A 26,000-nucleotide genomic window follows, 5' to 3' on the forward strand; every position below is an offset into this window, starting at 1 on the left:
GACACCGGCGCGGCGCTGCGATATTGGCGCGTGCGAAGCAAACGCGCGGCAGCGCGCGGGCGATTGCTACCACGGGGTAAGTAGGACGGCTTCGATGATGACGGCCGTCAATGCGCCGATTCCGGCTAGTAACAGGGGTGCGGGCGGTGTTGGGCCGCCGCGCTCTTCGGGTGCCACCGCGGCGACCACGAGCCATGGGAAAAATGGCAGCCACGCGTGCTCTATGCCGCCCCGGGCGAGGCCCGCGCCGATGGAGAAAAGCACCGCGGCCGCGGCCCCGAGCATGAATGGCCAGCCAGGTGTGTTGCGCAGCTTGCGAATGCTGGCATAGAGGACCGGGCCCGTGGCCAGCAGCAACGCACAGACGCTGATCAATCCCCACCAGAGTGCCGACCGTTCCGGTTCTATACGCTGCCCGAAATCCGCGTAAGCGGCGGCGAGCCCGTCGGTCCACGCGAATCCGCACAGCGAGGCGAGCAGCACCGGTATTAACACGCTCAATCCGCTGAAGAGGTTCAGTGCCGGGCGACGGCGCGCGAAGTAGATGCCCACTATGGACAGACCAAGCCAGCCCGCGGAATAGGAGAACAGCGCGGCGACACCGAGCAACAGTCCGGCCAGGACGGCCCAGGCCGCCGCTGTCCAGCCACTGTGCCTGGTGGCTCGCAAGCCGGCCACCGTCATCGCGGCGGCGATGGTGAGCACGACGGCGTCCATCGAGACGGCAAGCCATACGGCGTAAGGGGCGAGCACCATCACCGGAAAGAAATGACGAGCGGCGATTTCACCACTTACATCTCGTACCGCCGACAGGACAAGGGGTGCGGCAAGTGCCCCGATAGCGGTCACCAAAATGGCCAGACCGAAGTGACCGGTTATGCCAATACGCTGCAACGCCCACAGGACAAGCACCGGTCCCGGCGGGTGGCCGCGCGTGGCAATGGTGTGCTCGGCGTTGCGGCTGGTGAAGGTGCGCAGGTAACCGAGTGGGTCGTCGCCCACGTCCTGCACATCGCCGAGATAGCTGTCCGGCGTGAGCGAACGGGTCAGCCCGTCCAGGCCGTCCACCAGTGCCAGGGAAACGGCCCAGGCGAACAAACCGGCCGCGGATCCCAGCCGTATCACCCACCACCGCACCGAATCCAGGTAGCCGCGTCGCGAGACGAGCAACACCGCGCCGGCGACCGCCGGTGCCGCAAGCGACAGCGGCGAGATTTCGAACCGGTAGCGGCCTAGGAAAGGCGCGCTCGCTGTGCCAAGTCGTGCGCCGCTGCGCACCGCCAGCCAGGTGAGCAAGACGCCGATAGCGACCAGCATCAACCACCCTGCCAGGTCTCTTTGCTCGCGTGTCCCCACGGCGGACCACGCTATCGGGTACCCGACAGGAGTGCGCGTGTCGGTTGGCAAGAAATTGATATCTAGCGCATGATCGTCCGAGGCGGTCTAATAGATGAGACCGCAAAGTCCGTATCGTCACTAGGACGTGAGGGAATCACATGGCAGCCACAGGCACAGCTAGCACGACGGAGAAGGGTCGCCGAATCGTCGGGACCGAACGTCAAACGCTCGCCAAAGACCTCGTGAAGCGCTACACAGGCGGCGAGAGCATTCGGGCGCTGGCCGCTTCGACCGGCCGCTCGTATGGATTCATCCACCGGGTACTCACCGAGTCGGGTGTCCAGCTTCGCCAGCGCGGCGGCGCCCGTCGGCGCAAAAAGGCATGAAAATGCTGGCTGGCGATGGCGGTGCTGTCGCCAGCGAAGAAAACCCCCTGGAAGCCGGGCGGGGATGACCACGACCGGCTTCCGCGCAACGCAGGACGGTCCAGTTGCGACGGTCACTTTGGACCGCCCGCAGGCGCGCAACGCACAGACCCCGGCTATGTGGCTCGCTCTAGCGGATTTCGCTAGAAGCTTGAGCGGTGACACCAGAATTGTTGTCCTGAAGGGCGAGGGCCCTTCCTTTTCGGCTGGCCTCGATCGCAGCATCATGGGTGAGGAGCTCGGCTCGGTAGCCGCGTTGACCCCCGAAGCCGCCGCCGACCGGATCGCTTCGTATCAGGCCGGCTTCTCCTGGCTGCGCCGGCCCGACCTGATCTCCATCGCCGCCGTGCAGGGCCACGCCATCGGCGCGGGGTTCCAGCTAGCCCTCGCCTGCGACCTGCGCGTGGTGGCCGAAGACGTTTCGTTCTCCATGGCCGAGGTCACTTTGGGTTTGGTACCGGATCTGACCGGCTCCAAACGCCTGGTCGAACTCGTCGGCTACGCCCGGGCGCTAGAGCTGTGCGCCACCGGCCGCCGCGTCGGCGCGGCCGAAGCTGACCGGATCGGCCTGGCGAACCTGGTGGTCCCCGGCGCCGAGCTCGAGTCGGCCACGAGTGACCTCGTGGCGGCGTTGCTCGCCGGCAACCTGCACGCCGTCCGGGAGATAAAGGCGCTGCTGCTGGCCGCAATGGGCCGGGGATTCCCGGAGCAGGAGCGCGCCGAGCGGGAGGCGCAGACCCGCCGCATCCGGGATCTAGCCGGGATCGGCGAATAGCCAAGCCGTTATGTCTCGGCCGCGCCCAAGTGGCGAGTCGCGTCGGCCTGCCTACACCGCAGAGCCTCCAAGCGACTCACCACCAGGGCGAGCTAGGTTATGGGTGTGAGCTATGGTCATGGCGGTGGCATGGAGGTGCTGCTTCGTTCGATGCGGCGGGGTCAGCGCGTCGACAAGCGGAAGATCGGCCGCGCCACCGCCCGGCGCATTCTGGCTTTCGCCAAGCCCTATAAGCGAGAGATAACCGTCTTTCTCCTGGTCATCATCCTGGCCGCGATCATCGGTGTGGTGACCCCGGTGCTGGCCGGTCAGGTGGTGAACACCATCACCCAGGGCGGCCCCGAGGCGGGCCGCGACGTGATGCGCATCGCGCTCATCATTGCCGCGCTGGCGGTGTTCAGTGCCGGGCTTTCGCTGGCGGAGCGATGGTTCTCCGCGCGCATCGGAGAAGGTCTAATTTTCGATTTAAGGACGAAGGTCTACGACCACGTCCAGCAACAGCCGGTCCAGTTCTTCACCCGCGCCCAGACCGGCGCGCTGGTGAGCCGGCTCAACAACGACGTGATGGGTGCCCAGCGGGCCTTCACCTCCACCCTGTCCGGGGTGGTCAGCAACATCATCCGGCTGGTCCTCACGGCCGCGGTGATGCTGACGCTGTCCTGGCAGATCACCCTCATCTCGCTGACGCTTCTTCCGGTCTTCATCCTCCCGGCCCGCCGGGTGGGGCACCGCCTTGCCGCCATCACCAAGGAGTCCTACGACCTCGACGCCAAGATGAACGCCACCATGACCGAGCGGTTCGGCGTCGCGGGGGCCCTGCTGGTAAAGCTTTTTGGCCATCCCGAGACCGAGTCGGTGCGGTTCTCGACGCGGGCAGCCCGGGTGCGCGACATCGGCGTGCAGTCCGCGATGTATTCACGCACCTTCTTCATGGCCATGATGCTCGTCGCCTCGCTCGCGCAAGCGCTCGTCTACGGCCTCGGCGGGTGGTACGCGGTGAACGGTCAGCTCAACGCCGGTCAGGTGGTGTCCCTGGCGATGCTGCTGACCAGCCTCTACGGCCCGATCACCGCGTTGTCGAACGTGCGTGTCGATGTGATGGGGGCGCTGGTCTCCTTCGACCGCGTCTTCGAGGTGCTCGACCTGCCGCCGGGAATCGCCGAGAAGCCCGACGCGGTGGCGGTGCCCAAGGGATCGTCCACTGTGGAGTTTCGCGACGTCCACTTCCGCTATCCCACCGCGGCCGAGATTTCGCTGGCCTCGCTGGAGGACGTCTCGACGCTGGAGCGCACGGCCACCGAGCCGGTGCTGCGCGGGGTTTCCTTCACGGTGGAGCCCGGCCAGCTCGTGGCGCTGGTAGGCACCTCCGGCGCGGGGAAGACCACCACCTCGATGCTGGTCAGCCGGGTTTACGACGTGACCGAAGGCGCTGTCCTGGTGGGCGGTGTCGACGTGCGCGACGCCACCCTGGCCTCGATTCGCGAGACCATCGGGGTGGTGACACAGGACGCTCACCTGTTCCACGAGACGATCGCGGAGAACCTGCGCTACGCCAAGCCCGACGCCACCGACGAGGAGCTGTGGGAGGCGCTGCGCGGCGCGCAGATCTCTTCGGTGGTCAAGGCCATGCCCGACGGCCTCGACACGATCGTGGGCGAGCGGGGCTACCGGTTCTCCGGCGGCGAGAAGCAGCGCATCGCGATCGCGCGCCTGCTGCTCAAGGCGCCGTCGATCGTGATCCTCGACGAGGCGACCGCTCACCTCGACTCGGAAAGCGAGGCGGCCGTTCAGGAAGCGCTGACAACGGCTTTGGTCGGGCGCACCGCGCTGGTGATCGCCCACCGCCTGTCCACCGTGCGGGAAGCCGACCAGATCCTGGTCCTCGACCAAGGCCGCATCGTGCAGCGCGGCACCCACGAGCAGCTGCTCGTCTCGGGTGGCCTCTATGCTGATCTCTATCGGACGCAGTTCGCTGTCGTGGACTCGCCACGTCCGCTGTCCGTTGCGCTTGCCGAACCTGCGTAAGCTGCCTGGGTGACCCCTTATGTGCGCCGTTTCCTTGCCATCGCCGCCGTTGGCGCGGCTTTGTTCACTGTCAGCGCGTGTGCCGATGTTCCGCAGGACGAGCCGGGCGCCAGCGTGAAGCCCAGCATCACCAAGGCGGCATTGGCAGATAAGAAGACCAGCTGTGACGCCTACAAGGCGCTTGACTCCGAGACGCAGGCCAAGCTGGAGCCGCTCGCCGCGGACCTGTCCGCGGCTCAGTCCGACCCGGTGAAGGCGCTTGGCGCCCTGTCGCAGGTGAAGACGCTGATTGCCCAGCAGGAGACCAAGCTTTCCGCGATCACCGACCAGGCCGGCGACGCCGAGGTCAAAGTGGCGCTGCAGACCAGGCTCACCGAGGTCCGCAAGCTCAAGACCGACCTCGACGCGGCCGGCACCGATCCGGCGAAGCTTCAAGCCGTCTTCGAGACCGTCGACGACAAGAAGAGCGACCCGGTGAAGGTCGCCTGCCTCTGATCAGATGACCCGCAGCGCGCCGCCATCGATCGGGATGGTCAACCCGGTGAGGTAGCTCGCGGCGGGCGAGAGCACGAAAGCGGCGACCCGTCCGAACTCGGCCGGGTCGCCGAGCCGTCCCAGGGGGATGCTCGCCTCGGCTTGCGCCCGCGCGGCGGCGGCGTCACCGGTCGCCGCGAACAGCTCCCGGTTGCGATCGGTGAGAATGCGGTGGGGGAGCAGGCTCACCACGCGCACATTGTGGGCGGCGAATTCGTCGGCCATATCTTTGGCCGCACCGGCCAGCCCGGGCCTTAGCCCGTTGGAGAGGCCCAGCCCCGGCACCGGGCTGCGGCTGGAACTGGAGAGCACCAAGGCGATGGCCCCACCGTGTTCCATTGCCCCGGCCACCGTGCGGGCCATCCGTACCGTACCTAGGAAAACGGTTTCGAAGGCCTCTTGCCATTGCTGATCGGTCACCGTGGCGGCGGTGCCGCGGGCCGGGCCGCCCACCGAGACCAGCGCGCCGTCGAGCCGCCCGAAATTCTCTTTGGCCGCGCTCACCAGGCGGCCGGGGGTGGCCGGGTCGGTCAGGTCGGCGGCGATGCCCACCGCCGCGCCCGGGCCGCCGAGTTCTTTGACCGCGGTGGCCAGCCGGTTCTCATCGCGCGCCGACACGACCACCTTCGCGCCGTCGTCGACCAGGCACCGCGCTGTGGCGAAGCCCAGCCCGCGCGAGGCGCCCGTGGCGATGAAAACCCGGCCGGACAGTCCCAAATCCATGAGGGGAATCCTATGTCAACTCCTCAGCGGCGCTGGAATCCTTGCGTGTCACCACTGCCATGCCGTGAACGGAGATCTCCATCCACGACTCACCTACGTCGCGATGGTCGAAGCGCACTGAGAGCACGGCATTCGCGCCCCTTCCCTGTGCCGCTTCCACCATGTTTCGCACCGCATCGCTGCGCCATGCCGTCAGCAGATCGCGCAGGCGCGGGCCTGTCATTGCCGGTGAGCGCCGTCGTGTGATCACAGCCAGCACCCGCCCCAGCACCCTTGTCACCGTTTGACCGGGGATGTGTTCGGTGGTCACCACCATCATTTCCTCACCCCCAAAGTACGTCTCGAATAGCGCTACCCCCGCATGCTCGTGGGAAAACAGGTGTGAGCGCGCCACGACCCGGGTACTGACCGTTCATGACGGATCTTTGTGAGGAGCTGTTGCTCACCATGAAGCGCGCCGGTGCCGTGCTCAGACGCAACGACATCCCCTTCGCGCTGATGGGCGGTTTCGCCGTCTACGCGCGCGGTGGCACCTCCAGCGACCACGATGTGGACTTCCTGATCCGGCCCGGTGACGCAGCCCGGGTCCTCGCCGTCTTCGCCGAGGCCGGATTCTCCACGGAGCGTCCTCCGGAGGACTGGCTCGTCAAGGCCTACGACGAGGGTCGGCTGATCGACTTCATCTTCCGTCCGGTGGAGCGCCCGGTCACCGACGACACCCTGGCCGAGGCGGAGACCGTTCAGGTCGGTGGCATGCATCTGCCCGTGGTGACCGCCAGCACCCTCATGGTGCACAAGCTGCTGGCATTCAATCAGCACAACTGCGACTTCGCTCGGGCGATGCCGTTGGCCCGTTCGCTGCGCGAGCAGATCGACTGGGATCTGGTGCGCCGCGAAACCAAGCAATCTCCTTACGCACAAGCGTTTCTGGTCCTTCTGGAGATCCTGCAGGTGATGCCGGACGAGGTGATGGCATGAAGCACGCCGAGCACGATGAGTACGCGGAAGCCTCGGCGCAGCGCGAGCTGGCCGAGGACGGCGGGATAGCCGAACAGGGAATGGAAATCGTCCGGCGCGACGGCTGTGTGGTGATCCGTGGTGAGGTGGAAAGCGAGCATCGCCGGGATCTGATCGCGCAGCGGGTGGCGGCCCACTTCCCGCACTGCGAGGTCCGCAACGACATCGTGGTGGTAAGGGTGGGGCGTCCCATGGAAGCCGAGGAGCTGGCATGATCCGCATCGCGGCGGTCGGTGACGTCCATATGGACGTCGACCTGCTCGGCCGCTACCGCCCCGCGCTGCTGGAGCTGCCCGAGTGCGCCGATGTGCTGCTGCTCGCCGGTGACCTGACCCGGCACGGCAGCAGGCGCGAAGCGCAGTGCGTGGCGCAGGAGTTCGGCGGGCTGCAGGTACCGGTGATCGCCGTGCTGGGCAACCACGACCATCATGGCGACGAGCCCGATCAGGTGGTCGAGGTCCTTGCCGCCAGCGGGATCCAGGTCCTCGAAGGCAGCGGCGTCGTGATCGGCACCCCCGGCGGCAGGCTGGGCGTGGCCGGGGTCAAGGGCTTTGGCGGCGGCTTCGCCGGCCGGTGCGCCAGCGCGTTCGGCGAGCCGGAGATGAAATCCTTCGTGCGCACCACCGAACACAGCGCCGAGCGGTTGAGCAAATCGTTGCAGGAGCTGGAGTGTGACCTGCGGGTGGCGTTGACCCACTACGCCCCGGTGCCCGACACCCTCGTCGGCGAACCGCTGGAGATCTACCCTTTCCTCGGCTCGTACCTGCTCGGCGAGGCCATCGACTCGGCGCCGGCCGATCTGGCCATCCACGGTCACGCGCATGCCGGAAGCGAGCGCGGTGTCACTCCCGGCGGGGTGCGGGTCCGCAATGTGGCCCATCCGGTCATCAAGCACGCATACAGTATTTTCAATCTTGATCACGGTGCTGGATAATGACGACGTGACTGATGACGGCATTGACTGGATCGCACGGGTTCGCCGTCTGGAGGAGGAGGTCAGCGGCCTGCGCCGCGCCCTGCGCACCAGGGGAACCATCGAACAGGCCAAGGGGATGCTGGCCGAGCGCCTGCAGACCGACCCCGAACGCGCCTTCAAGCACCTGTCCCAGCAGTCGCAGAAGCGCAACATCTCTGTGGTCGACCTCGCCGCGGACATAGTCGCCGGCAAGGGGGAGAAGGCGGTCAAGACGCCCCCGTCGGGTTTCGGCCGGCACATCCTGCGGGCGGCCGGGGCGGCATCGGCCGCGGCAAGCCTGCCCGAGCTGGCCGAGTTCCTGCTCAACGATGGTTTGGCTCAGGTCGGCGTGGAGTCGGTGGCGTTTTTGGCCGATGGCGACCCGACCCGGATCCTGGCCATGGCCGGGCCCGCCGGGAAGGGGACGAAGACCAGCTATCCGGTGCAGACGGCCAACGCGGCGACGACGCTTGTGCTCACCTGGGCGGAGCCGCCCGGCCTCGCCCCGGCCGACAAGCGGGCGCTGGATGCGCTGGCTGAGGTGGTGGCCGGGGTGGGCCGGCGCCTGTGGTGCCCGGTGTCGACGCCGTGGGACCAGCTGCACTGGCTGCACACCGTGCTGGCGGCGGTTTTCGGTCAGGGCAAGGTGCTCTCACCGGTCTACGACAGCTCCGGCCAGGTGGTCGATTTCGTGGTGGATTTCGCCACCCGGGAGCTGTCCGACCTGTTCGGGCGGTCATCGGCCGACCTGATCGGCAGCCGCTTGCTCGACCTGGAGCCGCACCTGGCCGGCCTCGGCATCTTCGACGCGTATGTCAAGGCGTACAACGAATCCGAGCCCTACGAAAGGCCGGCTTCCTACGAGACTGTGCTCTATCGGGGCCGCCCGCGCCGCTTGCTGCTGCGACGCCGCGCGGTGCGCGTGGGCGACCAGTTGCTCGTGTCGCAGCAGCATCTCGACCACGCGCAGCGCCAGAACGAGCAGGTGCTGCAGATGGAGATCATCGGCGGGCTCGGCTTCGGTGAGTGGGACCTTGCGACCGGGGAAATCCTGTGGTCGCCCGGTTTCTACGAGCTGTTCGGGCGCGAGGCGTCGGCCGGGCCGTCCGCTTTGGACAGACTGTCCAAGCTGGTCTACCCGGAGGACATCGGTGCCGTGCAAGGATTGCTGACCAGCCTGCTGGAGCTCAAGGTGCCCGCCGATGTCGAGTTCCGGGTGCCGCATCCCAATGGCAAGCTGCGCACGATCCGGCTGGTGGCCGAGTCCAAGACCACACCGCAGGGCGACGTGCATCTGGTGCAGGCGGTGGCCTCCGATATCACCGAGGGACGCACGGCCGAGGATGTGTTGCGGCGCACCGAGGCTCAGCTCGGCGAGCAGCGGATGCGGGCCGCGGCGGAGCGCGAGATGACCCGGCAGATGCGGGAGATCTGGTACCCAGCAACGGCTCTGGACATCGATGCGCCGGGCCTGCGGGTGCGCGGCCAGCATTGGGTGCCGCAGGAGGACCGCCGGTTCCAAGCCGACTTCCTGGACGCCACCACCGCCGCGGACGGAGACATGCTGCTCGCGATCGGCGACATCGTCGGCAGCGGGCTGGCCGCGGCGGCCACCATGACCCGGCTCATGTACCCGGCCCGGGTCATGGGCCACGCCGGGTCTCCGCCCGCGGAAATCCTTGAGGCGCTTAACACGGAGCTGCACCGCGGTGATCAGGCTCACATGGCCGGCATGGTGCTGGCGCGTTTCCTCACCAGCGAGCGCACGCTGATCTGGTCTCAGGCGGGGCATCTGGCCCCGGTGTTGCTGCGCAACGGGACGGCGCGACAGCTGCCCGCCCCGCCCGGGGTGCTGCTGGGTCTGATGGCGCATGGCGGCTACGGCCAGGCGGTGGCGAAACTGGAGCCGAAGGATCTGATCATCTTCTTCACCGATGGGGTGGCCTTTGGACGCCGGGCGGTGGCCGACCCGTTGCCGTTGCTCATGCGCGAGTTCGAGCGGTTGGCGGGCATCGGCGGGCCGCGGGCGGTGCTGGAGACAGCGATGGAGTTCAGTGACGGCGAGTCATGTCTGCTGATCGTGGAGGCCAAATAGCTCGGGTTTGCCTAGCCCAGGGCGCTGGGGTAGTGTCATTCCAGCGCGGTCACCCAAGGGTGGTCGCGGTGGCTCTCAAGAAACGGGTGCCACAGCACTGCAGATAGGACCCGCGACAAAGCACCCGAATCGGTGCCAGTGGTCCCTTGCGGTTGGGAGCGGCTATGGCTTCCGCAACTTTGACTATCCATCCCCGACGCCCGGTCACCGATGAAACGACCGTGGCAGACCACGCCCTGTCGAGCCTGCACGAGCTGGCTCAGCAAGACCAGGAGCGCGCGCGGCTGCGCGAAACGGCTATCCAGACCTACATGCCGTTGGCCTCACGTTTGGCGCGCTCGTTCCACGGGCGGGGTGAAGACCTCGACGATCTGATGCAGGTCGCGATGCTTGGCCTGATCAAGGCTGTGGATCGCTTCGATCCGGAGCGTGGTGTCGCGTTCAGCAAGTTCGCGGTGCCCACCATTCTCGGCGAGCTGAAGAAGCATTTCCGTGACTCTGCCTGGAGTCTGCACGTCACCAGGCGGATGCAGGAGCTGCATCTGCAGATCAGCCGGGCGCAGCCGACGCTGACCCAGGAGTTGGGCAGATCGCCGTCGGTGGCGGACATCGCCAAGCACCTCGAGCTCAGCGAGGCAGAAGTGCTCGCCGGCATGGAATGCGGCGGCGCCTACAACACCCGGTCGCTGAACAGCCCCGTGACGGTGGACGATGGCGCCATCGAGCTCGGTCAGCTGATCGGTGCCCCCGATGACCGGATGGAGTCGGTGCCGGACCGGCAGGCGTTGCGTCAGCACGTCTCCGAGCTTCCGGCACGGGAGCAACGGATCCTCTATCTGAGGTTCTTCGAAGACCTGACCCAGAGCCAGATCGCGAAGAAGCTTGGAATCTCCCAGATGCATGTGTCGAGACTCCTGTCGCAGTCCCTCAGCGCGCTGCGCGGAAGGCTGCTGGCCGAAGTCTGATCGTGTCCACGGGGGCGCGCGGCACACACCCCTCGCGCCCCCGGTTTGATCACCGTCCCACTAGGGCAGCAGGTAAATCCGCCCGGCCAGCTGGAGAGCGATCCGGTGGCGGCTGGTTTCGCTGGCGCACCAGCGAATCATCGGCAGCCGCCGCCTTCGCAGGGGGCCTGAGCGTGGGCGCACCCACGTCGCCTGCCTGATCCGCAGCTCCACCATGCCCCCGGCGGTGGGCGGATGGTCGAGGGCGAAGTCCCAGCCGTCGCGCAGCGCACCCTGTGGCGGGCGGGAATCGGCCCAGCGCGCGAAAACCCCGGCCCATTGCGGCCCATAGGCGGCGCAGAGCGCGGGCCATACCTGCCTGACCTCTTCGGCCCGTTTGGCCAACAGCGCGGCTCTCGCGGCGGCCAAATGGCGAGTGTCAAAACCCTCCGGCGCGTCCGCTCCGGCTACCAGCGCTGCGACCAAGGCCGCTTGGCGTTCAGCGAGATTCACGTCACCCTCGGATATCCGCACGCTTCGGCGATGGCATCCAGCTCTGAACGAAGCTGGATCGCGGCGGGGTAGTGGCCGTCGCGCTCGAGCAGGAAAGCAGGTGGGCGCCGGCCCGTGTCCCGCAGCTCTGCGATCATTTCCAGCACATCGACCGGTACCGGGTCGGTGTGCGTGTCGTGGTAGAGCCCGTCATGGCGGCTGCCCCCGGCCACATGGGCGTAGGCGACGCGATCGAGGGGGAGTCTCTCCAATGCCGACAGTGGGTCGATGTCGCGGTTGACCGCGTTGGCGTAGACGTTGGCGACGTCGAGCAGAAGCATCGCCCCCGTGCGGTCAAGGATCTCGGTGAGGAAGTCGGCTTCGCTCAGCTCGTTGTCGGGCCACTCGAACAGGGCCGCGATCGGTTCCAGGGCAAGGGGAACGGTGACCTCGGCCTGGGTACGGCGCACGTTGGCCACGATGGCGTCGACGGCCTCCCGCGAGCGCGGAACGGGAAGCAGGTGCCCCGCTTCCAAACCCCCCGCCCGCACGAAGGCGATGTGTTCGCTCACCAGTGGCGCGCCAGTCAGCTCGGCGCACCGCGCCAGGTGCTGCACCCGTTGCGGGGCGACCGGTTCAGCACCACCGAGGGAGAGTCTCACGCCGTGCGGCACGATCGCGATGCCGCGCGCCGCGAGCGTTTGCAGCGCGGGTGGCAGATCACCTTTGGCGGGCAGCGATTCGGCGATCACCTCGACGAACCGCAGGCTCGGCAGCCCGGCGACGAAGCCGGCAATCTCCGGCCGCCACCCGATGCCTATGCCCCTACCCGAAAGGGGACTCACCCGCCGCATCCTCCGCCGCCTCCGCAACCGCCGCCCCCGCCGCAACTGCTGCCCCCGCCGCCGTCACTGCCCCCGCCGCTATCGCTGCCACCGTAGTAACCTCCGGTGGTACCGGTCCCGTAATAACTGCTCATGCCGGTGGCCTGATCGCGGATGCCGGCCGCCTCAGCCATCTGCGGGTTGGCATCCCAGAGCAGCGCCGTGCCGAACAGCCCCACCGCCATGCCTGTCATCACCGGGTCGTAGGTCTGCCAGGCGGGGCGGTTTGAGGTACCCAAATAGTGATGGGTGCGGCGAAGGGAAGCCAAGGCCTGGCGGGCAGCCCGGCTCAACCTTGGCACGATCCGCAACACGATGATGGTCACTATCATCGCGACGAGGGTGAGCGCGAGGTATCCCACCGGCTTGCCGTCGCTGGCCCCGCGGAAGAACCTGAGCGCGCCGAAGATGAACAGCCCCAACAGAATCCAGGAACCGAGGCGCGCGGACTTGCGGGCGTCGGAGGTGATCAGCAAACCGCGCCGCTGGAGATCGGTCTCTATGTCGCGCAGGGCCGACGCGACCGCGGGGTCGGCGGCCAGCTGTGAAGCGCGCGTGTTCTGGCCCGCCGCCTGCAGCACCGCCGAGTCGAGCGCGGTGGACCCGGCGGGAATGCCGCCGGTGCGGCGCAGCCGTCCGTTTTCCTCGAAGTCGACGACGCCGGCCTTGTTCAGCGTGGTCAGCGAGGCGTAGGCGGCACGTCCCGGTCCTTCACCGAGGTAAGCCACCTCGGCGGGCGTCAGGCGGTCGATGCGAACGTCGTCCGGGCCGGCGAGAACCCGGCGCCGGTGCGCCACTGCGCCGATCACGATGATCGCCGCGATGCCAATGAAGGCCCAGAGGAACAGTGGGCCGGGGATTCCCCACGTGTCGGTCATGCACACATCATGGACTCTGCGCGCCACCTGTGGGAATCAGCACGGACAGGCAGGTGACGCAGCCTTCGAGCTTCTCAAATTCCCCGATCGGCACGACCACCGGCTGGAAGCCCAGGTCGGCGAGGAAGTCGGCGGTGCGCGGCGCCGACGCCGAGATCAGGACGCGGTCGCCGCCGATCGGCACCACGTGGCATCCGGCCTCCTCGGTCACCTCCCTTACCCCCACAAACAACCCAGCGGGCACGGCATCGGCCAGGGCGAGGAAAGTGCCGTCAGGCAATGCGGTTACGGCCGATTTCAAGTGCAAAACCTTTGATATGGGTACAGGAACCACTCGCGCTCCGGTCAGGGCGCGCATCTGGCGGATGCCCTCGCCGTTGGTCCGCCCACCGCGTCCGATGTAGACGGTCCCCGCGACCTGAAGCACGTCGCCACCGTCAAGCACACCCGGTTCGGTGATCGAGGCGACGCGCAGGCCCAGCTGCGCCGCCGCCGCTTGCGCTCCGGCCACCTCGGCCCTGCGCTGCGGCGCGCCCGGCCGGGTGGCGATCGCCAGGTCGCCGTGCACCACCAAGGTGTCCTCGATGAACACCGCGTCCGGGCTGTCCGGCGCCGGCGTCACCTCATGGATCTGCCACCCGTGCCCGCGCAGCGCCGCCACGTAGCCGGCGTGCTGCTCGAGCGCCAGGTCGAGGTCGACCGGCTGCCGTTCGATGTGGGTGACGATGCCCTCGGCCAGCCGCGGACCGGGCCTGCGCACCAGCGCCCTGCCTTGTTTGATCACGCCCATGACGGGGAGAGTAGTGGTATGTCCAGCGGTGAAAAGCCGCAGAGCGCGCTGAACCTGCGCCTGACGCTTGCCGTGTTCGGTTTGCTGTGCACGATCACGCTCATCGTGCTCGCCTTCCTGTACGGCAACCTCGCGCTCGCGGTGGTCGGCTGTGTCCTGCTCGCGGTCACGATCACGGATCTGGTGGCGATCCAGATCCGGCGGCGGCGTCGCCGCAAGCGCGAGCCGGGCGTCAGCCATTCCATTTTTGAGTGACGAGCATCACTTCCGAGGGCGGCGGACGGTCTCCTCGATGAGGTCGAGGACCGGGCCGAAGTCGCCGGCTGATCCCCCCATGGCCAGGCGCTTGACCATCCCGTCGTAGGCCAGCTCGAGGAAGTGGGTGAGCACCTCCAGCGGCACGTCCTCGCGCAGCGTGCCGGCCGCCGCGTGCCGCTCCAGGCGCTGCCGGGTGGCTTTGGCGATGGCCTCGTCGTGCTCGGCCCAGCGTTTGGCAAAATCGGGATCTGTGCGTAACCGCCGCGCTACCTCAAGTTGGGTGCCCAGCCATCCAGCCGCGTCAGGATCGGCGGCGCGCGCCAGCAGATCCCGCATGACCTGCACCAACCCGTGCTGAGCCACGGTCGCCGCCATCTCCACGGCGTCATCCTCGGCCACGGCCAGAAAAAGTGAATCCTTGTCCCGAAAATGGTGGAAGATCGCTCCCCGAGACAGGCCGGTCGCCTCTTCCAATCGGCGCACGGTTGCGCCTTCATATCCGAACTTGGCGAAGCAGGCTCTGGCGGCGGCCAGAATTTCCTGGCGGCGCGCGTCTAACTGATCCTGACTCACCCTGGGCACATGTCCGATCTTCCCAGGTCGGCGTGGGTGGTGCAATCCGTACGTACGTTTTGGACGGTAAAGGATTGGCACAACTGTTCGCGTATGGCGAACGCGGCAATGTCATCGCGGCATGGAAGAATCCCTCCCCGACCCACGAAGGAGGGACGCACAGTGGACCTGTTAACCCAGTTGACCGACACTCAGGTACCTACTTGGGTGATGGTTCTGGTGGTGTCGGTGTTGACCGTCTCGCTGCTCATCGGGGTGCCCCTGGCCCGAGCCGCTGGAAGGCGGCGCGGCCGCCGGCTGGCACACCCCGAGGCCTACAACAACCGTCTCGACAAGGCAAAGGACACCGCGCTTTTCCTAGCTGCACTACTTCCATCGCTTCTGGTCTGGCTGGCCGTGATGGGCGTGTCGTTCATCGGCCTCACCGGTTTCGCCAGCGACGTGATGGGTTGGAACCACTGGACGAACATGTTGGTGCCACTGAGCCTTGACGGCATCAGTGTCTCCTTTGGAGCCTGGGCATTCGTCGCGGTCAAACGCGGCCGTCACCCCGGGCGCGCATACAAGATCGTTCTCGCGGCGGCGACCATGTCGGCCGCGCTCAACTTCGTGCACGGCCGGGAAAAGTGGTCCCTGTGGGCCGGTCTTTACCTGGCTTTCCTCTCCATGGCCGGCATGGCCATGTTCCATGAGCTGCTCGACCAGTTCATGGCCAACATCGACGACGAGGTGGCGCTCAAGACCCGCTACCCGCGATTCGGGCAGCGCTGGCTCTACGCGCCGCTGTCGACCTTCGCGGCGCGGCGGGCGTGGATCGTTCACCCACCCGCGGAGGGCATCCGGCCCAGTGTCCGCAACGCCCTAGATCATCTTATGGATGTGCGCGAGTCCAAGCGACAGCGACGGCTCGACGGCGCGCTGCGGGTCCGCGAGGAGCAGCAGGCCAAGCTCGTCGAGGTGCACGCCAGAGCCGAAGTCAAGCGGGCGAAGGCCACCGCTGGCCGTCAGCCGCTGGCCCACCGGCCGGCCGTGGTGCCTCAACAGCACAACGCGCAGTTCTCCCACGTCCAGCCCAATGGCCACGGCAGCAACGGGCACTACCAGGTGCCACAGCAGCCACCCCTACCCCAGGCGCCAGTTTCGGCACAGCCTTCCCCGATGCGGGCGCCCGAGCCCGTGCTCGATCCCGCGCAGCGGGCCGAGCTGGAGTCGATCTTCCCCGTTTCCAGTGGGCGTGAGCCGATGGGCCGTCATCCGCTGTGGGACGAGCGCAAGGACGAGACGCAGCGTTTCATCGCCGAGGCCTTGGCCATGGGCGAGGTGCCGCTTCCGGGGCAGGTACGCGATTGGGCGTCTCAGCAATACGGCTTCCGGCCGTCGGAGTCGTGGGCGCGCGATCAGATACGCGCAGCCCGCAACCGAGACGTGGTGGGTGCCGACGCCGAAATCGTGTGAGATGAGGTGCTTTTCACTTCATACCCGGTGGGGGCTTCACCGGCGTGTCGTGAGTCACGTATCGTGCCCGCGTGCCCTTGTTGCTGCTGGATCTCGACAACACCCTCGTGGACCGGGACGGCGCGTTCCGGGCCTGGGGTGCTCGGTTCCTTGCGGGAGTGGGCGCACCGCCCTACGACCTGGACTGGCTGGTAGACGCGGACGCCGATGGTCTCACCTCACGGTGGGACCTGGCGGACGCGATCCGCGAGCGCTACCGGCTCCGCGATTCGGTGGTTGACCTCGTAGACGAGCTGCACGAAGGGCAGATTGAGTCAACTAAGTTCGACCCGATGGTAGGGGCCGCACTGCGCATCGCGGCCGACGCCGGCTGGGTGCCAGTGATCGTCACCAATGGGGAGACCCGCCAGCAGGAGGCCAAAATCAGGCACACCGGTCTCGACCGGTTCGTGGCTGACTGGGTCATCTCGCAGGAGGTCGACTGCCGTAAGCCGAATCCGCGGATCTTCGAGATCGCGGCCGAGCGGGTGCGGATGCGCCTGCGCGGAGCATGGATGATCGGTGATGGCCCCGAGGCCGATATCGGCGGGGCCACCACCGTCGGCATTCCCAGCGTCTGGATCCACCGCGGCCGCCGCTGGACAGAGCCGCGCTTCGGCCCGACCAGGATCGCCGAGGGCGTCATCCAGGCCGTGGCCGAGGTCCTGGCCGCCGACCCGCAATACCGGATGAGATAAATCAGTTGACAGCCTTCCGGTGGCGCCGGTTAGGCTTCTGCGCGTTGCTATGCACCATTGCTCTGAGTGGAGAGGAGATGAGCCTCGTGATGACTGTCGTTGTTGTGCCCTGCACCCCGGTCGTTCCCTCGTTCTCTCTCCGTTCTCAAGGAGCTTTGCGTTGCGTAAGCAAAAACGTCGTTTCGACGATGATGATCTAGATCTAACTTTCGAGAAGTCCTACTCCGAAGAAGAGGAATGGGACGAAACCTCCGACAAACCCGAAACCGGTGACCGCTGGTCTACCTGGGATCTGTCCACGCCCTTGGAACGCGGCCCGCGGCCGTATCCCGAGTGGCTCGTCACCGAGCTGGCTGCCGTCGACTTCGAACACGGTGTGCTCAAGACGGGCAAGGAGGCCGACGCCTGCCTCATCACGCGGGCAGTGCCGGGGACCGATCGGTCCTGCATGCTGGTCGCCAAGCGCTACCGCAGCCACGACCACCGCATGTTCCACCGCGACTCCGGATACCTGGAAGGGCGGAAGGACAGGGCGTCCCGGGTCAACCGGGCCATGGAGAAACGCACCGAGTTCGGCAAGGAGGCCATCGCGGGCAGGTGGGCGATGGCGGAGTTCAACTCGCTGATCCTGCTCTGGCAGACCTGCCAGCAGCTGGGGATAGAGCCGTTCGTGCCCTACCCGGTGCAGATCCTCGGGACTGAAGTCCTCATGCAGTACGTCGGCTCGCCCGACGGGGTGGCCGCGGAGCGGCTCGCGACTGTCCGCGGCGACGACGCCGACATAGCCGACCTGTGGCAGCAGATGCTGCTGGCGTTGCGGGTGATGTCGCGGGCCGGTTACACCCACGGCGACCTTTCGCCTTACAACATCCTTGTCCACGAAGGGCGGCTGGTCGTCATCGACCTGCCACAGATTGTGGACCTGGTGGCCAACCCGCAGGGCCGGCGTTTCCTGGAGCGCGACGTGCACAACGTCGTCACCTGGTTCGCTGCTCGCGGAGTGGCGGACCTCGACGAGGCGGCGCTCGTTGGCGAGCTGCTGGCCGAAGCCGGAGTCCGGTGAAAGCCGTAGCATCTCGGCATGACCGCCATCGATCAGCCGGCCCGGGTCGCGTCAAGGCGGCCCGGTGTCCGGCTCCTCATCGGAGTCCAGCTGCTCGTGTTGGCCCTGTACGGCGTTGCGGTGGCCGCGTTGATGTTCCTGGCCATCAAGGCTCCGGGTGGCTGGGCTGAAACCACGCCGGATAGGCTGCTCCGCTACGGCTATCCCGGCTATGTGCTCTACGCGCCACTGTGGTTCCTCTCGTCCATCGGTTTCGCTCTCGCGGTGGCGCTCGTGGTAGCGGGAATCTGGTCGCTGTCAAGGATATGGCGCTCTGGCGGTCCAAAGTGGACATTGGCCGGCTGCACCGCGGCCACCGCGCTGACCGGTCTGTTCCACGTCACACCGGTGGCGGAATTGGTAAGGGTGTGGCTGCTCCGCTAGAGCACCCACACCCTTAAATCCCGCCTTGACTAGCCTTCGATCATCTTGCGCAGCACGTATTGCAGGATGCCGCCGTGCCGGTAGTAGTCGGCCTCACCCGGTGTGTCGATGCGCACCAGCGCGTCGAACTCCACATCGCCGGCCTTGACCTTTACCGTCTTCGGGGTCACGCCGTCGTTGAGCGCGGTGACGCCGGTGATGGTGAACGACTCGGAACCGGTCAGCCCCAGCGAATCGGCGGTGTGTCCGGGCGGGAACTGCAGCGGCAGCACGCCCATGCCGATCAGGTTGGAGCGGTGGATGCGTTCGTAGGACTCGGCGATGACCGCCTTCACACCGAGCAGAGCGGTGCCCTTGGCGGCCCAGTCCCGCGAGGAACCGGAGCCGTATTCCTTGCCGGACAGGATGACCAGCGGTACCCCGGCGGCTTGATAGGCCTGCGAGGCGTCGTAAATGGACTCCTGGCCGCCGGTGAGGTGGTTGACCGTGAAGCCACCCTCCACGCCCGGCACCAGCTGGTTGCGCAGCCGGATGTTGGCGAAGGTGCCGCGGATCATCACCTCGTGGTTGCCGCGCCGGGAGCCGTAGGAGTTGAAGTCCTTGCGCTCCACGCCATGCTCGGTCAGGTACCGGCCGGCCGGCGAGTCGGGCTTGATGGAGCCGGCGGGCGAGATGTGGTCGGTGGTCACCGAGTCGCCCAGCTTGGCCAGCACCCGGGCTTCGCTGATGTCGCTGACCGGGGTGGTCTGCATCGACATGCCGTCGAAATAGGGAGGCTTTCGCACGTAGGTCGACGCGCCGTCCCAGGCGAAGGTGTCGCCGGTCGGGGTCGACAGGTTGCGCCAGCGGTCGTCACCGGCGAACACGTCGACGTAGCCGTCGGCGAACATCTGCGAGTTGACCGCCATGTTGATGGTCTCCTGGACCTCCAGCGGCGACGGCCAGATGTCGGCAAGGTAGACCGGCTGGCCGGCTTCGTCCACGCCCAGCGGATCGCGCACAAGGTCGACATCCATCGATCCGGCGATCGCGTAGGCGACCACGAGCGGCGGCGACGCGAGGTAGTTCATCTTCACGTCCGGCTGGATGCGGCCCTCGAAGTTGCGGTTGCCCGACAGCACCGACACCACCGCGAGGTCGCTGTGGTTGACCGCAGCGCTGACCTCGTCGGGCAGCGGACCGGAGTTGCCGATGCACGTCGTGCAGCCATAGCCAACAAGATGAAAACCCAGTTTTTCCAGGTACGGAGTAAGCCCGGCCCTGGCGTAGTAGTCCATGACCACCTTCGACCCCGGCGCGAGCGTGGTCTTCACCCAAGGCTTGGCGCGCAGCCCCTTCTCGACCGCCTTCTTGGCGAGCATCGCGGCGCCGATCATCACCTGCGGGTTGGAGGTGTTGGTGCACGAGGTGATCGAAGCGATCACGACCGCGCCGTGGTCGAGCTGGTAAACCGTGCCGTCAGGCGCGGTGACCGCGGTCGGGTTGCTGGCGCGGCCCGAGGTGGCGGCCGGTGGATCCGAAGCGGGGAAGCTCTCCTTGCCCGCCTCGTCGATGTTGTCGTCGTCCACATAGTCCGGAAGCGCGGCCCGGAACGCGGTCTTCGCTTCGGTGAGCGAAACGCGATCCTGCGGGCGCTTCGGCCCGGCGATGCTCGGCACCACGGTGGACAGGTCGAGCTCGAGACGCTCCGAATAGGACGGCTCGGCCGACGGGTCGTGCCACAGGCCCTGCTTGCGGGCGTAGGCCTCGACGAGCGCCAGCTGCTGCTCGGTGCGCCCGGTCAGGCGCATGTAGGTGATGGTCTCGCCGTCGATCGGGAAGATGGCGCAGGTGGAGCCGAACTCGGGGCTCATGTTGCCGATCGTCGCGCGATTGGCCAACGGCACCGCGGTCACGCCGGTGCCGTAGAACTCGACGAACTTGCCGACCACCCCGTGCTTGCGCAGGATCTCGGTGATGGTGAGCACCAGGTCGGTCGCAGTCGCGCCCGAGGGCAGCTCGCCGTGCAGCTTGAAGCCGATCACCTTCGGGATGAGCATGCTCACCGGCTGGCCGAGCATCGCGGCCTCGGCCTCGATGCCGCCCACGCCCCAGCCCAGCACGCCCAGGCCATTGACCATCGTGGTGTGCGAGTCGGTGCCCACCACGGTGTCCGGGTAGGCCTGGCCGTTGCGCGACATGATGACGCGGGCCAGGTGCTCGATGTTCACCTGGTGCACGATGCCGGTACCCGGCGGAACCACCTTGAACTCGTTGAACGCGGTCTGGCCCCAGCGCAGGAACTGGTAGCGCTCCTGGTTACGGCCGTACTCGATTTCGACGTTGCGCTCGAACGCGTCCGGGCGGCCGAAGATGTCGGCGATGACGGAGTGGTCGATGACCAGCTCGGCCGGCGCGAGCGGGTTCACCTTGCTGGCGTCGCCGCCCAGCTCCCGCACCGCTTCCCGCATCGTGGCCAGATCGACGACACACGGCACCCCGGTGAAGTCCTGCATCAGCACCCGGGCGGGGGTGAACTGAATCTCCACACTGGGCTCCGCCGTGGGCTCCCAGCCACCCAGGGCGCGGATGTGGTCCGCGGTTATGTTGGCACCGTCCTCGGTGCGCAGCAGGTTCTCCAGCAGGATCTTCAGGCTGAAGGGCAGCCGCTCGTGGCCTTCCACCTTGCTGATCTCAAAAATCTCGTAGCTCGCGTCACCGACGCTCAGCTGGCTCTTCGCACCAAAGGTGTCGAGGCTGGCCACAGCGGTACTCCTTAGGGTTCTACCCGGTCCGACGTCGTAAACCGTACGTCCGTCTTGTTAAAGATGCAACTCCCATGGTTCACTTCCCACATGTTGCACCACGTACAGCTTGCCTGCCCGGCGGGGAGTGAAGACGCGCTTCGTGAGTTCTATGTCGGCGTGCTCGGCATGACCGAAAAGCCCAAGCCCCCAGCGCTCGCCGTGCGCGGCGGGTGCTGGTTCGCCGATGAGTACGGCTCGGAGCTCCACCTCGGCGTCGAGGAGGACTTCCGCCCGGCCCGCAAGGCACATCCCGCACTGAGCCGCCCCGACCTGGATGCTCTAGCCGAACGCATCGTGGCTGCCGGTTACCCCGCGATCTGGGCCAACGATGAGATCCCCGGCGTGCGCCGCTTCCACACCGAGGATTGTCACGGCAACCGCATCGAGTTCGTCGCCGTCCCCTAACGAAAAGCCTTGGTATCAATGGCCGTGCTGGCGCCGGGCCGGGCGGATCCGTCGGGCCCGGCCTTGCGTCTGAGGATGGGTGTTGTCATTGAGGCGATTGCCTGTCCTGCTCGCGGCCGTGTTGCTCGCCGCCGCCTGTGAATCCGGCCCGAAGGTTATCGCCGACCCGCCCACCGGCGCCCGGGATCTGGTGCTGCGCATGGTGGAACTGCCCGGGATGCTGCCGCCCGGGGGAGGGCTGACGACACCGGTGGTGTCCGTCTACGGCGGCGGGATCGCGGTCGTCAAAACCGCCGGCGGTCTGGTGCAGCGCCAGCTCACCGAAGCGGGAGTCAAGAAGGTCAGCCAGGCGGCCGCAGACGCGGGCCTCGCCGGCAAGGCCGCGCCGGGCGCCCCAGCCGGGCCCGACGCGCCCTCGGTCACCTTCGTGGTGGTCTCCGGGGGCAAGCGCCACGTCAATCTCGTCGTGTCGCCGGAGGGCAAGATCGCCGCGCTGCGGGATCGGCTCAAGGATCTGGACGGTTTTCTGGGGCCCGACATCGGCCCGGAGAAATCACCGTATAAGCCCTCTAGGCTGGCGGTGTGGGCGCAGCCCCAGGAGACCTCGGCCAGCCCGCGCAAGTGGGAGCTCAACGATCTGGCCACCGCCGGGGAAGGCTATGAGGTCGGCCGCTGCCAGGTGCTGACCGCAGACGCGGCGGAGCCGTTCGCGGGGGCAAAGACCGGCGAATTCTGGCGAAGTGGAGACGCCACCTATTACGTCATCTTCCGCCCAATGCTCCCCGACGAGGAGAAATGCCCACGGGTGGAGTCACTTGCAGTTAGTTGAATGCTCAACTATAGTGAGGGCATGCCAGCTGTAACTGTGGAGAACCCGCTAGTCCTTCCGCGTGTCCCAGTGCCAGGCGAAGCCGCCCGCGACCGTGCCGTCGTTTCCCTGACCACGGCGCCCACCGGCTTCGAAGGCGAGGGATTCCCGGTGCGCCGGGCATTCGCTGGAGTGGATCTGCGAGACCTCGACCCGTTCATCCACATGGATCAGATGGGTGAGGTCGACTACGCGCCGGGCGAGCCGAAAGGCACGCCGTGGCACCCGCATCGGGGCTTCGAAACGGTCACCTATCTCATCGATGGCACCTTCCGGCACCAGGACTCCAATGGTGGCGGCGGTCTGATCACCAACGGTGACACGCAGTGGATGACCGCCGGAAGCGGGCTGCTGCACATCGAGGCTCCGCCCGAGGATCTGGTGATATCCGGTGGACTGTTCCACGGCTTCCAGATCTGGGTGAACCTGCCCGCCAAGATGAAGATGACCGACCCGCGCTATCAGGACATTCGGGCCGGCCAGGTTTCACTGCTCAGCTCGCCCGATGGCGGCGCGCTGCTGCGCGTGATCGCCGGCGACGTGGCCGGCAATCCCGGGCCGGGCATCACCCACACCCCGATCGCGCTGGTCCACGCGACCCTTTCGGCCGGGGCTCAGCTACGCCTGCCGTGGCGTCCCGACTTCAACGCGCTCGTCTACACCTTGGCGGGCAAGGGAACCGTCGGCGACAAGCGCCGTCCGGCCCGGCTCGGCCAGCTCGCGGTCTTCGGCAGCGGTGACGTGATCACCGTCCAGGCCGATGAGAAGGAGAGCATGGACGTGCTGATCATGGGCGGGCAACCGATCAAGGAGCCAGTCGCGGCTTACGGCCCCTTCGTCATGAACACGCGCGAAGAGCTGGTGCAGGCCTTCGACGACTTCAAGGCCGGCCGGCTGGGAGTGATCCCGGCGGAGCCGCACCCGGGTCACGACGTTCTTTAAGTTCCTTTCCGCGGGGTATGACGGGGCTATGAAACCCGTGCGCACCACCGCCCGTGTGTTACTCAGTGGCATCTTCCTGGCCAGCGGGATCAAAGCGCTCGCTGGCCCGGGAGGCCTTGTGCCCAGGGCCAAGCGGGTGACCGACCCGATGGCCACGATGCTGGAAAAGATCGATCCGAGGTTGCCGACGGACCCCGAGACCCTGGTGCAGATCAATGGCGTGGTCCAGGTCGGCGGGGCGCTGCTGCTTGCGCTCGGCCACTTCACGCGCCCGGCCGCGACCATGCTGGCCGCTTCGCTGATCCCGACCACCATTGCCGGGCACCCGTTCTGGACCATCAAGGATCCCGAGGAACGGCAACGCCAGCAGGTGCAGTTCTTGAAAAACCTTGGCCTGCTTGGAGGTTTGCTGCTGGCGGCCGCCGACACCCAGGGCCGGCCCGGCCTCAGGTGGCGCACCGAACATCTTGCCGACTCCGTGGCCGGCAGCGTCCGGCGAGGTACCAAGACCGCCAAACGTGAGGCGAAAATCGCGATGTTGACCGCCAGGGATCGTTTACCCGGGTGATTGATCCTGCCCGGTAGCGGGTACCTGCGAGGCGACACCGTTCACTGTCCAAGGAGGACATAGATGTTCGCCATCATCGCCGCTATCCTGTTTGGCCTCGCGCTGCTGCTCCAGCTCGTCGGCGAGAGCATGGGCGAGGTCATCACGCCGGCCACCCTGACCACGGCCGGTTTGCTTTGCGTAGCACTACACCTGGCGGGCGCGGCTACGGCGCTTTCCGGCTACCGCCGCCGCAGATAGATCCTCACCTGTCCGCTGGCATCCCGGTTGAGATTCCAGCGGACGGGGAATAACTCACGGCATGCGAATTGGTGCTGTCATCGTCGTTATCTGGATCGTGATTGGACTTCTGGCCGCCGGACAGCGCGGCTACTTCAGCGGTACTGAAAAGGACTGTTCCACGGCGGGAAGCACCTTGGTCACCGTCATCGCCGGGCCGCTGAACTACGTCGGGGTCAACCCGAAGGTCACCTGCGAGCCGCCGCCCCAGCCGTCGAAGTAACAGATCAGGGGCGCTTACGAGTTTTGAGGTACAGGAATGCGGCGGTCGCCACGGCGGTCGCCACCAGCACCGCCAGCAGAGCCAGCGCGGGCGCCGGGCCCGGCTCCGGCGCCATGTCAAAAGCGATCATGATTGTTGCCCCTTCCGGAGGGTGAAGACGAGCGCGAGCAGCACCGGGAACTCCAGGTAGGCATGATAGGTCGCCAGCGACGCGTAGACGCCGCGCCCGGTGCTGTAATCGGCAAGCAGGATCAGAGCCAGCGCGCAGGCTGCTATCGCGCCCAAGGCCCAGGCTCGCCAACCCGTCAAGGCGGGCACCCGCTCTTCGAACCGGCGGGTCGCCGACGGGGCGTAACGCGGCAGCAGCCACACCCACACCACGTAGTGCATGGTCTGCAGGAAAGCAAAGACGGCAAGCAGCCTGGCCGCCATCTGCCCATCGAGCAACGGGGTGGCCGCGGGCGAGAACTTCACCGGCCCGTCCACTCGGATCAGTGAGTCGGCCGCGCCCGCCAGCAGCGCGGCCGGAATGACGAGCACCCAGCCGACGCAAACCGCTCTCACCGCGGGGCTGCGGCTCCACTCCCAGACGAAGAAGAGCGGCACGATGTTGTGCAGGTGGGTGAAGACCACGAAGTGGTGCGCCGGCCAGGCCAAGGAACCGGCCGCCGCCACGGCGAGCAACACGATCGCGGCGGCCAGCAGGAGCGGCCTGTGCTTCAGGCACCATAGCGAGGCGGCGGCCAGCAGCGCGTACCCCACGAGAATCTCTGTTCTGGGCAAGGCAAGCAGGCGGCACAACGCGATGATCGTCACCAGCCCGACGAGCACACCCAGGAAGCGGCCGGTGAGCACCTGCGCGAAACGGCCCAGGACGTAGCGCAGCTCGAGCACGTTGTGCAGCGCGCCGAACACCACAAACCCGGCGACGGTGGCGGCCAGCGGCGCGCGCAAGGCCGCTGCCAGAGCCACCGTCGCGGCAGCCGCCATGCCCAGCGCGGGCAGGTTCACGGCTGTGCGGGTCAAGGCGGGGGCGGTCGCGGTCATCGGCGGCAGCATACTGGCCCGGTGCCCTACGTCGTTGCCCTCGCGCTGACGCTTGCCATCGAGGTGCCTGTTTACGTTGTGGCGCTACGCTTCCGCTCCGCCTGGGCGCTCGCCGTGGCGGTCAACCTCGTCACCCATCCGGCGGTGTGGCTGCTGCTGGCAGGCGGAGCTTCCATCGGCTATTTCATGCTCGTCGAGCTGGCGGCGTGGATGGTCGAGTTTGGACTCCTGTGGGCGGTTCTTCGCCGTTCCTCCTCAATCCTTTTCGCCGCGGCTGTCCTCGCCAACTCGCTGTCCTGCCTGGCCGGACTGCTGCTCGCCTGACCCTCGCAGCGCGGCCACCAAACCATCCGGCGCCAAACCACCCAGTTCCACCCAACCTGGCTGTCAAACGGCCTGGCACCAAACAACTTGGTGCCACGCCAACCTGGCGGCAAATCGCGCCGCCGCGAATCAGCTTGCCCGCCTGGCCGCAAATACTTGGCGGCGTGGCAACGC

General features: G+C 67.0%; 32 protein-coding genes. 21 read left to right on the plus strand and 11 right to left on the minus strand.

The genetic code is table 11. The annotated features are described in order from the left end of the window. Positions 1-66: 66 nt before the first annotated feature. Positions 67-1,317, minus strand: a complete 1,251-nt coding sequence (locus tag Rhe02_RS26225; protein ID WP_239124064.1) for a glycosyltransferase family protein — start codon at positions 1,315-1,317, stop codon at positions 67-69. A 179-nt stretch (positions 1,318-1,496) separates the two neighbouring features. Here Rhe02_RS26225 and Rhe02_RS26230 point away from each other — a divergent pair, with 179 nt between their 5' ends. From Rhe02_RS26230 to Rhe02_RS26245, 4 genes are all read left to right on the plus strand, one after another. Next, positions 1,497-1,724, plus strand: a complete 228-nt coding sequence (locus Rhe02_RS26230) for a helix-turn-helix domain-containing protein (protein ID WP_203911023.1) — start codon at positions 1,497-1,499, stop codon at positions 1,722-1,724. Between the two features lie 64 nt (positions 1,725-1,788). Further along, entirely contained in the window at positions 1,789-2,538 is a 750-nt protein-coding gene (locus tag Rhe02_RS26235; RefSeq protein WP_203911024.1) for an enoyl-CoA hydratase/isomerase family protein, read from the plus strand. Positions 2,539-2,667: 129 nt separating this feature from the next. Further along, a complete protein-coding gene (locus Rhe02_RS26240; RefSeq protein WP_373320705.1) occupies positions 2,668-4,563 on the plus strand; it encodes an ABC transporter ATP-binding protein in 1,896 nt (631 codons plus the stop codon). A 9-nt stretch (positions 4,564-4,572) separates the two neighbouring features. Continuing rightward, on the plus strand, positions 4,573-5,058 hold the full coding sequence (locus tag Rhe02_RS26245; protein ID WP_203911026.1) for a hypothetical protein: 486 nt from the start codon (positions 4,573-4,575) through the stop codon (positions 5,056-5,058). Here Rhe02_RS26245 and Rhe02_RS26250 read toward each other — a convergent pair whose 3' ends face one another. Both Rhe02_RS26250 and Rhe02_RS26255 read right to left on the minus strand, forming a co-directional pair. Next, entirely contained in the window at positions 5,059-5,820 is a 762-nt protein-coding gene (locus tag Rhe02_RS26250) for an SDR family oxidoreductase (protein WP_203911027.1), read from the minus strand. It abuts the gene before it with no gap. Between the two features lie 10 nt (positions 5,821-5,830). Next, positions 5,831-6,139 carry a heavy metal-binding domain-containing protein gene (locus Rhe02_RS26255; protein WP_203911028.1) on the minus strand — a complete coding sequence of 103 codons (309 nt, stop codon included), beginning with the start codon at positions 6,137-6,139 and terminating at the stop codon, positions 5,831-5,833. A gap of 95 nt (positions 6,140-6,234) precedes the next feature. On the opposite strand from Rhe02_RS26255, the gene Rhe02_RS26260 reads away from it, so the two are divergent. The 5 genes from Rhe02_RS26260 to Rhe02_RS26280 all read left to right on the plus strand — a co-directional run bounded on the left by Rhe02_RS26260 (position 6,235) and on the right by Rhe02_RS26280 (position 10,852). Next, positions 6,235-6,798: a nucleotidyltransferase family protein gene (locus Rhe02_RS26260; RefSeq protein ID WP_203911029.1), complete on the plus strand. Its 564-nt coding sequence runs from the start codon at positions 6,235-6,237 to the stop codon at positions 6,796-6,798. Continuing rightward, the gene (locus Rhe02_RS26265) at positions 6,795-7,052 is read left to right on the plus strand and encodes a BON domain-containing protein (RefSeq protein WP_203911030.1); all 258 of its coding nucleotides are present in this window, start codon (positions 6,795-6,797) and stop codon (positions 7,050-7,052) included. The genes Rhe02_RS26260 and Rhe02_RS26265 overlap by 4 nt, the downstream gene beginning before the upstream one ends. Further along, the gene (locus tag Rhe02_RS26270; RefSeq protein WP_203911031.1) at positions 7,049-7,771 is read left to right on the plus strand and encodes a metallophosphoesterase family protein; all 723 of its coding nucleotides are present in this window, start codon (positions 7,049-7,051) and stop codon (positions 7,769-7,771) included. The genes Rhe02_RS26265 and Rhe02_RS26270 overlap by 4 nt, the downstream gene beginning before the upstream one ends. A gap of 7 nt (positions 7,772-7,778) precedes the next feature. Further along, positions 7,779-9,887, plus strand: coding sequence for a SpoIIE family protein phosphatase (locus Rhe02_RS26275; RefSeq protein ID WP_203911032.1), 2,109 nt, complete (start codon positions 7,779-7,781; stop codon positions 9,885-9,887). Positions 9,888-10,051: 164 nt separating this feature from the next. Next, complete coding sequence (locus tag Rhe02_RS26280; RefSeq protein ID WP_203911033.1) at positions 10,052-10,852, plus strand: SigB/SigF/SigG family RNA polymerase sigma factor; 801 nt, start codon at positions 10,052-10,054, stop codon at positions 10,850-10,852. A 60-nt stretch (positions 10,853-10,912) separates the two neighbouring features. Here Rhe02_RS26280 and Rhe02_RS26285 read toward each other — a convergent pair whose 3' ends face one another. From Rhe02_RS26285 to ddaH, 4 genes are read right to left on the minus strand one after another with little or no spacing between them, the layout of a single operon-like run. Continuing rightward, entirely contained in the window at positions 10,913-11,344 is a 432-nt protein-coding gene (locus tag Rhe02_RS26285; protein WP_203911034.1) for an SCO6045 C-terminal-like domain-containing protein, read from the minus strand. Next, the gene (locus tag Rhe02_RS26290) at positions 11,341-12,168 is read right to left on the minus strand and encodes an MbnB/TglH/ChrH family RiPP precursor modification enzyme (protein WP_444544528.1); all 828 of its coding nucleotides are present in this window, start codon (positions 12,166-12,168) and stop codon (positions 11,341-11,343) included. The genes Rhe02_RS26285 and Rhe02_RS26290 overlap by 4 nt, the downstream gene beginning before the upstream one ends. Next, entirely contained in the window at positions 12,165-13,085 is a 921-nt protein-coding gene (locus tag Rhe02_RS26295) for a TIGR04222 domain-containing membrane protein (RefSeq protein WP_203911036.1), read from the minus strand. The genes Rhe02_RS26290 and Rhe02_RS26295 overlap by 4 nt, the downstream gene beginning before the upstream one ends. Before the next feature lie 7 nt (positions 13,086-13,092). Beyond that, positions 13,093-13,875 (minus strand): dimethylargininase, encoded by a 783-nt coding sequence (gene ddaH / locus Rhe02_RS26300; RefSeq protein WP_275412646.1) that lies wholly within the window; start codon positions 13,873-13,875, stop codon positions 13,093-13,095. Positions 13,876-13,893: 18 nt separating this feature from the next. Between ddaH and Rhe02_RS26305 the strand changes: the two genes are divergently transcribed. Next, a complete protein-coding gene (locus tag Rhe02_RS26305) occupies positions 13,894-14,130 on the plus strand; it encodes a DUF6343 family protein (protein WP_203911037.1) in 237 nt (78 codons plus the stop codon). A 6-nt stretch (positions 14,131-14,136) separates the two neighbouring features. Here Rhe02_RS26305 and Rhe02_RS26310 read toward each other — a convergent pair whose 3' ends face one another. Further along, positions 14,137-14,715 carry a TetR/AcrR family transcriptional regulator gene (locus Rhe02_RS26310; RefSeq protein ID WP_203911038.1) on the minus strand — a complete coding sequence of 193 codons (579 nt, stop codon included), beginning with the start codon at positions 14,713-14,715 and terminating at the stop codon, positions 14,137-14,139. A 153-nt stretch (positions 14,716-14,868) separates the two neighbouring features. Here Rhe02_RS26310 and Rhe02_RS26315 point away from each other — a divergent pair, with 153 nt between their 5' ends. The 4 genes from Rhe02_RS26315 to Rhe02_RS26330 all read left to right on the plus strand — a co-directional run bounded on the left by Rhe02_RS26315 (position 14,869) and on the right by Rhe02_RS26330 (position 18,384). Continuing rightward, the gene (locus Rhe02_RS26315) at positions 14,869-16,161 is read left to right on the plus strand and encodes a DUF2637 domain-containing protein (RefSeq protein WP_203911039.1); all 1,293 of its coding nucleotides are present in this window, start codon (positions 14,869-14,871) and stop codon (positions 16,159-16,161) included. Between the two features lie 71 nt (positions 16,162-16,232). Next, positions 16,233-16,898, plus strand: coding sequence for an HAD family hydrolase (locus Rhe02_RS26320; RefSeq protein WP_203911040.1), 666 nt, complete (start codon positions 16,233-16,235; stop codon positions 16,896-16,898). A gap of 160 nt (positions 16,899-17,058) precedes the next feature. Continuing rightward, on the plus strand, positions 17,059-17,961 hold the full coding sequence (locus Rhe02_RS26325; RefSeq protein WP_203911041.1) for an RIO1 family regulatory kinase/ATPase domain-containing protein: 903 nt from the start codon (positions 17,059-17,061) through the stop codon (positions 17,959-17,961). Between the two features lie 18 nt (positions 17,962-17,979). Beyond that, positions 17,980-18,384, plus strand: coding sequence for a hypothetical protein (locus tag Rhe02_RS26330; RefSeq protein WP_203911042.1), 405 nt, complete (start codon positions 17,980-17,982; stop codon positions 18,382-18,384). Between the two features lie 29 nt (positions 18,385-18,413). Here the strand turns inward: Rhe02_RS26330 and acnA are convergent, their stop codons facing one another. Beyond that, entirely contained in the window at positions 18,414-21,128 is a 2,715-nt protein-coding gene (gene acnA, locus Rhe02_RS26335) for an aconitate hydratase AcnA (protein ID WP_203911043.1), read from the minus strand. Positions 21,129-21,218: 90 nt separating this feature from the next. Here acnA and Rhe02_RS26340 point away from each other — a divergent pair, with 90 nt between their 5' ends. The 6 genes from Rhe02_RS26340 to Rhe02_RS26365 all read left to right on the plus strand — a co-directional run bounded on the left by Rhe02_RS26340 (position 21,219) and on the right by Rhe02_RS26365 (position 24,455). Continuing rightward, entirely contained in the window at positions 21,219-21,575 is a 357-nt protein-coding gene (locus Rhe02_RS26340; protein WP_203911044.1) for a VOC family protein, read from the plus strand. Positions 21,576-21,663: 88 nt separating this feature from the next. Next, the gene (locus tag Rhe02_RS26345) at positions 21,664-22,404 is read left to right on the plus strand and encodes a hypothetical protein (RefSeq protein ID WP_203911045.1); all 741 of its coding nucleotides are present in this window, start codon (positions 21,664-21,666) and stop codon (positions 22,402-22,404) included. A 21-nt stretch (positions 22,405-22,425) separates the two neighbouring features. Next, positions 22,426-23,385, plus strand: coding sequence for a pirin family protein (locus Rhe02_RS26350; RefSeq protein WP_203911046.1), 960 nt, complete (start codon positions 22,426-22,428; stop codon positions 23,383-23,385). A gap of 28 nt (positions 23,386-23,413) precedes the next feature. Continuing rightward, positions 23,414-23,953, plus strand: coding sequence for a DoxX family protein (locus tag Rhe02_RS26355; protein ID WP_203911047.1), 540 nt, complete (start codon positions 23,414-23,416; stop codon positions 23,951-23,953). Positions 23,954-24,016: 63 nt separating this feature from the next. Continuing rightward, positions 24,017-24,193, plus strand: a complete 177-nt coding sequence (locus Rhe02_RS26360; protein ID WP_203911048.1) for a hypothetical protein — start codon at positions 24,017-24,019, stop codon at positions 24,191-24,193. A 61-nt stretch (positions 24,194-24,254) separates the two neighbouring features. Then, a complete protein-coding gene (locus tag Rhe02_RS26365) occupies positions 24,255-24,455 on the plus strand; it encodes a hypothetical protein (protein ID WP_203911049.1) in 201 nt (66 codons plus the stop codon). A 4-nt stretch (positions 24,456-24,459) separates the two neighbouring features. Here the strand turns inward: Rhe02_RS26365 and Rhe02_RS50600 are convergent, their stop codons facing one another. Next, positions 24,460-24,585 (minus strand): hypothetical protein, encoded by a 126-nt coding sequence (locus tag Rhe02_RS50600; RefSeq protein ID WP_275412647.1) that lies wholly within the window; start codon positions 24,583-24,585, stop codon positions 24,460-24,462. Beyond that, positions 24,582-25,502 carry a hypothetical protein gene (locus Rhe02_RS26370; RefSeq protein ID WP_203911050.1) on the minus strand — a complete coding sequence of 307 codons (921 nt, stop codon included), beginning with the start codon at positions 25,500-25,502 and terminating at the stop codon, positions 24,582-24,584. Before Rhe02_RS26370 ends, Rhe02_RS50600 begins: the two co-directional genes overlap by 4 nt. Before the next feature lie 21 nt (positions 25,503-25,523). On the opposite strand from Rhe02_RS26370, the gene Rhe02_RS26375 reads away from it, so the two are divergent. After that, positions 25,524-25,826, plus strand: a complete 303-nt coding sequence (locus Rhe02_RS26375) for a hypothetical protein (protein WP_203911051.1) — start codon at positions 25,524-25,526, stop codon at positions 25,824-25,826. Positions 25,827-26,000: the final 174 nt, after the last annotated feature.

Origin of the sequence: Rhizocola hellebori (assembly GCF_016862955.1) — a bacterium.
GTDB lineage: Bacteria > Actinomycetota > Actinomycetes > Mycobacteriales > Micromonosporaceae > Rhizocola > Rhizocola hellebori.

Excerpts from the sequence above, each read along its gene's own strand:
- Rhe02_RS26355 (WP_203911047.1), top strand. The coding sequence starts at position 23,414 with ATGAAACCCGTGCGCACCACCGCCCGTGTGTTACTCAGTGGCATCTTC.
- Rhe02_RS26340 (WP_203911044.1), top strand. The coding sequence starts at position 21,219 with ATGTTGCACCACGTACAGCTTGCCTGCCCGGCGGGGAGTGAAGACGCG.
- Rhe02_RS26330 (WP_203911042.1), top strand. The coding sequence starts at position 17,980 with ATGACCGCCATCGATCAGCCGGCCCGGGTCGCGTCAAGGCGGCCCGGT.
- Rhe02_RS26370 (WP_203911050.1), bottom strand. The coding sequence starts at position 25,502 with ATGACCGCGACCGCCCCCGCCTTGACCCGCACAGCCGTGAACCTGCCC.
- Rhe02_RS26270 (WP_203911031.1), top strand. The coding sequence starts at position 7,049 with ATGATCCGCATCGCGGCGGTCGGTGACGTCCATATGGACGTCGACCTG.
- Rhe02_RS26260 (WP_203911029.1), top strand. The coding sequence starts at position 6,235 with ATGACGGATCTTTGTGAGGAGCTGTTGCTCACCATGAAGCGCGCCGGT.
- Rhe02_RS50600 (WP_275412647.1), bottom strand. The coding sequence starts at position 24,585 with ATGATCGCTTTTGACATGGCGCCGGAGCCGGGCCCGGCGCCCGCGCTG.
- Rhe02_RS26280 (WP_203911033.1), top strand. The coding sequence starts at position 10,052 with ATGGCTTCCGCAACTTTGACTATCCATCCCCGACGCCCGGTCACCGAT.
- Rhe02_RS26350 (WP_203911046.1), top strand. The coding sequence starts at position 22,426 with ATGCCAGCTGTAACTGTGGAGAACCCGCTAGTCCTTCCGCGTGTCCCA.
- Rhe02_RS26265 (WP_203911030.1), top strand. The coding sequence starts at position 6,795 with ATGAAGCACGCCGAGCACGATGAGTACGCGGAAGCCTCGGCGCAGCGC.
- Rhe02_RS26365 (WP_203911049.1), top strand. The coding sequence starts at position 24,255 with ATGCGAATTGGTGCTGTCATCGTCGTTATCTGGATCGTGATTGGACTT.
- Rhe02_RS26250 (WP_203911027.1), bottom strand. The coding sequence starts at position 5,820 with ATGGATTTGGGACTGTCCGGCCGGGTTTTCATCGCCACGGGCGCCTCG.
- Rhe02_RS26295 (WP_203911036.1), bottom strand. The coding sequence starts at position 13,085 with ATGACCGACACGTGGGGAATCCCCGGCCCACTGTTCCTCTGGGCCTTC.
- Rhe02_RS26235 (WP_203911024.1), top strand. The coding sequence starts at position 1,789 with ATGACCACGACCGGCTTCCGCGCAACGCAGGACGGTCCAGTTGCGACG.
- Rhe02_RS26225 (WP_239124064.1), bottom strand. The coding sequence starts at position 1,317 with ATGCTGGTCGCTATCGGCGTCTTGCTCACCTGGCTGGCGGTGCGCAGC.
- Rhe02_RS26305 (WP_203911037.1), top strand. The coding sequence starts at position 13,894 with ATGTCCAGCGGTGAAAAGCCGCAGAGCGCGCTGAACCTGCGCCTGACG.
- Rhe02_RS26360 (WP_203911048.1), top strand. The coding sequence starts at position 24,017 with ATGTTCGCCATCATCGCCGCTATCCTGTTTGGCCTCGCGCTGCTGCTC.
- ddaH (WP_275412646.1), bottom strand. The coding sequence starts at position 13,875 with ATGGGCGTGATCAAACAAGGCAGGGCGCTGGTGCGCAGGCCCGGTCCG.
- Rhe02_RS26240 (WP_373320705.1), top strand. The coding sequence starts at position 2,668 with ATGGAGGTGCTGCTTCGTTCGATGCGGCGGGGTCAGCGCGTCGACAAG.
- Rhe02_RS26230 (WP_203911023.1), top strand. The coding sequence starts at position 1,497 with ATGGCAGCCACAGGCACAGCTAGCACGACGGAGAAGGGTCGCCGAATC.
- Rhe02_RS26255 (WP_203911028.1), bottom strand. The coding sequence starts at position 6,139 with ATGATGGTGGTGACCACCGAACACATCCCCGGTCAAACGGTGACAAGG.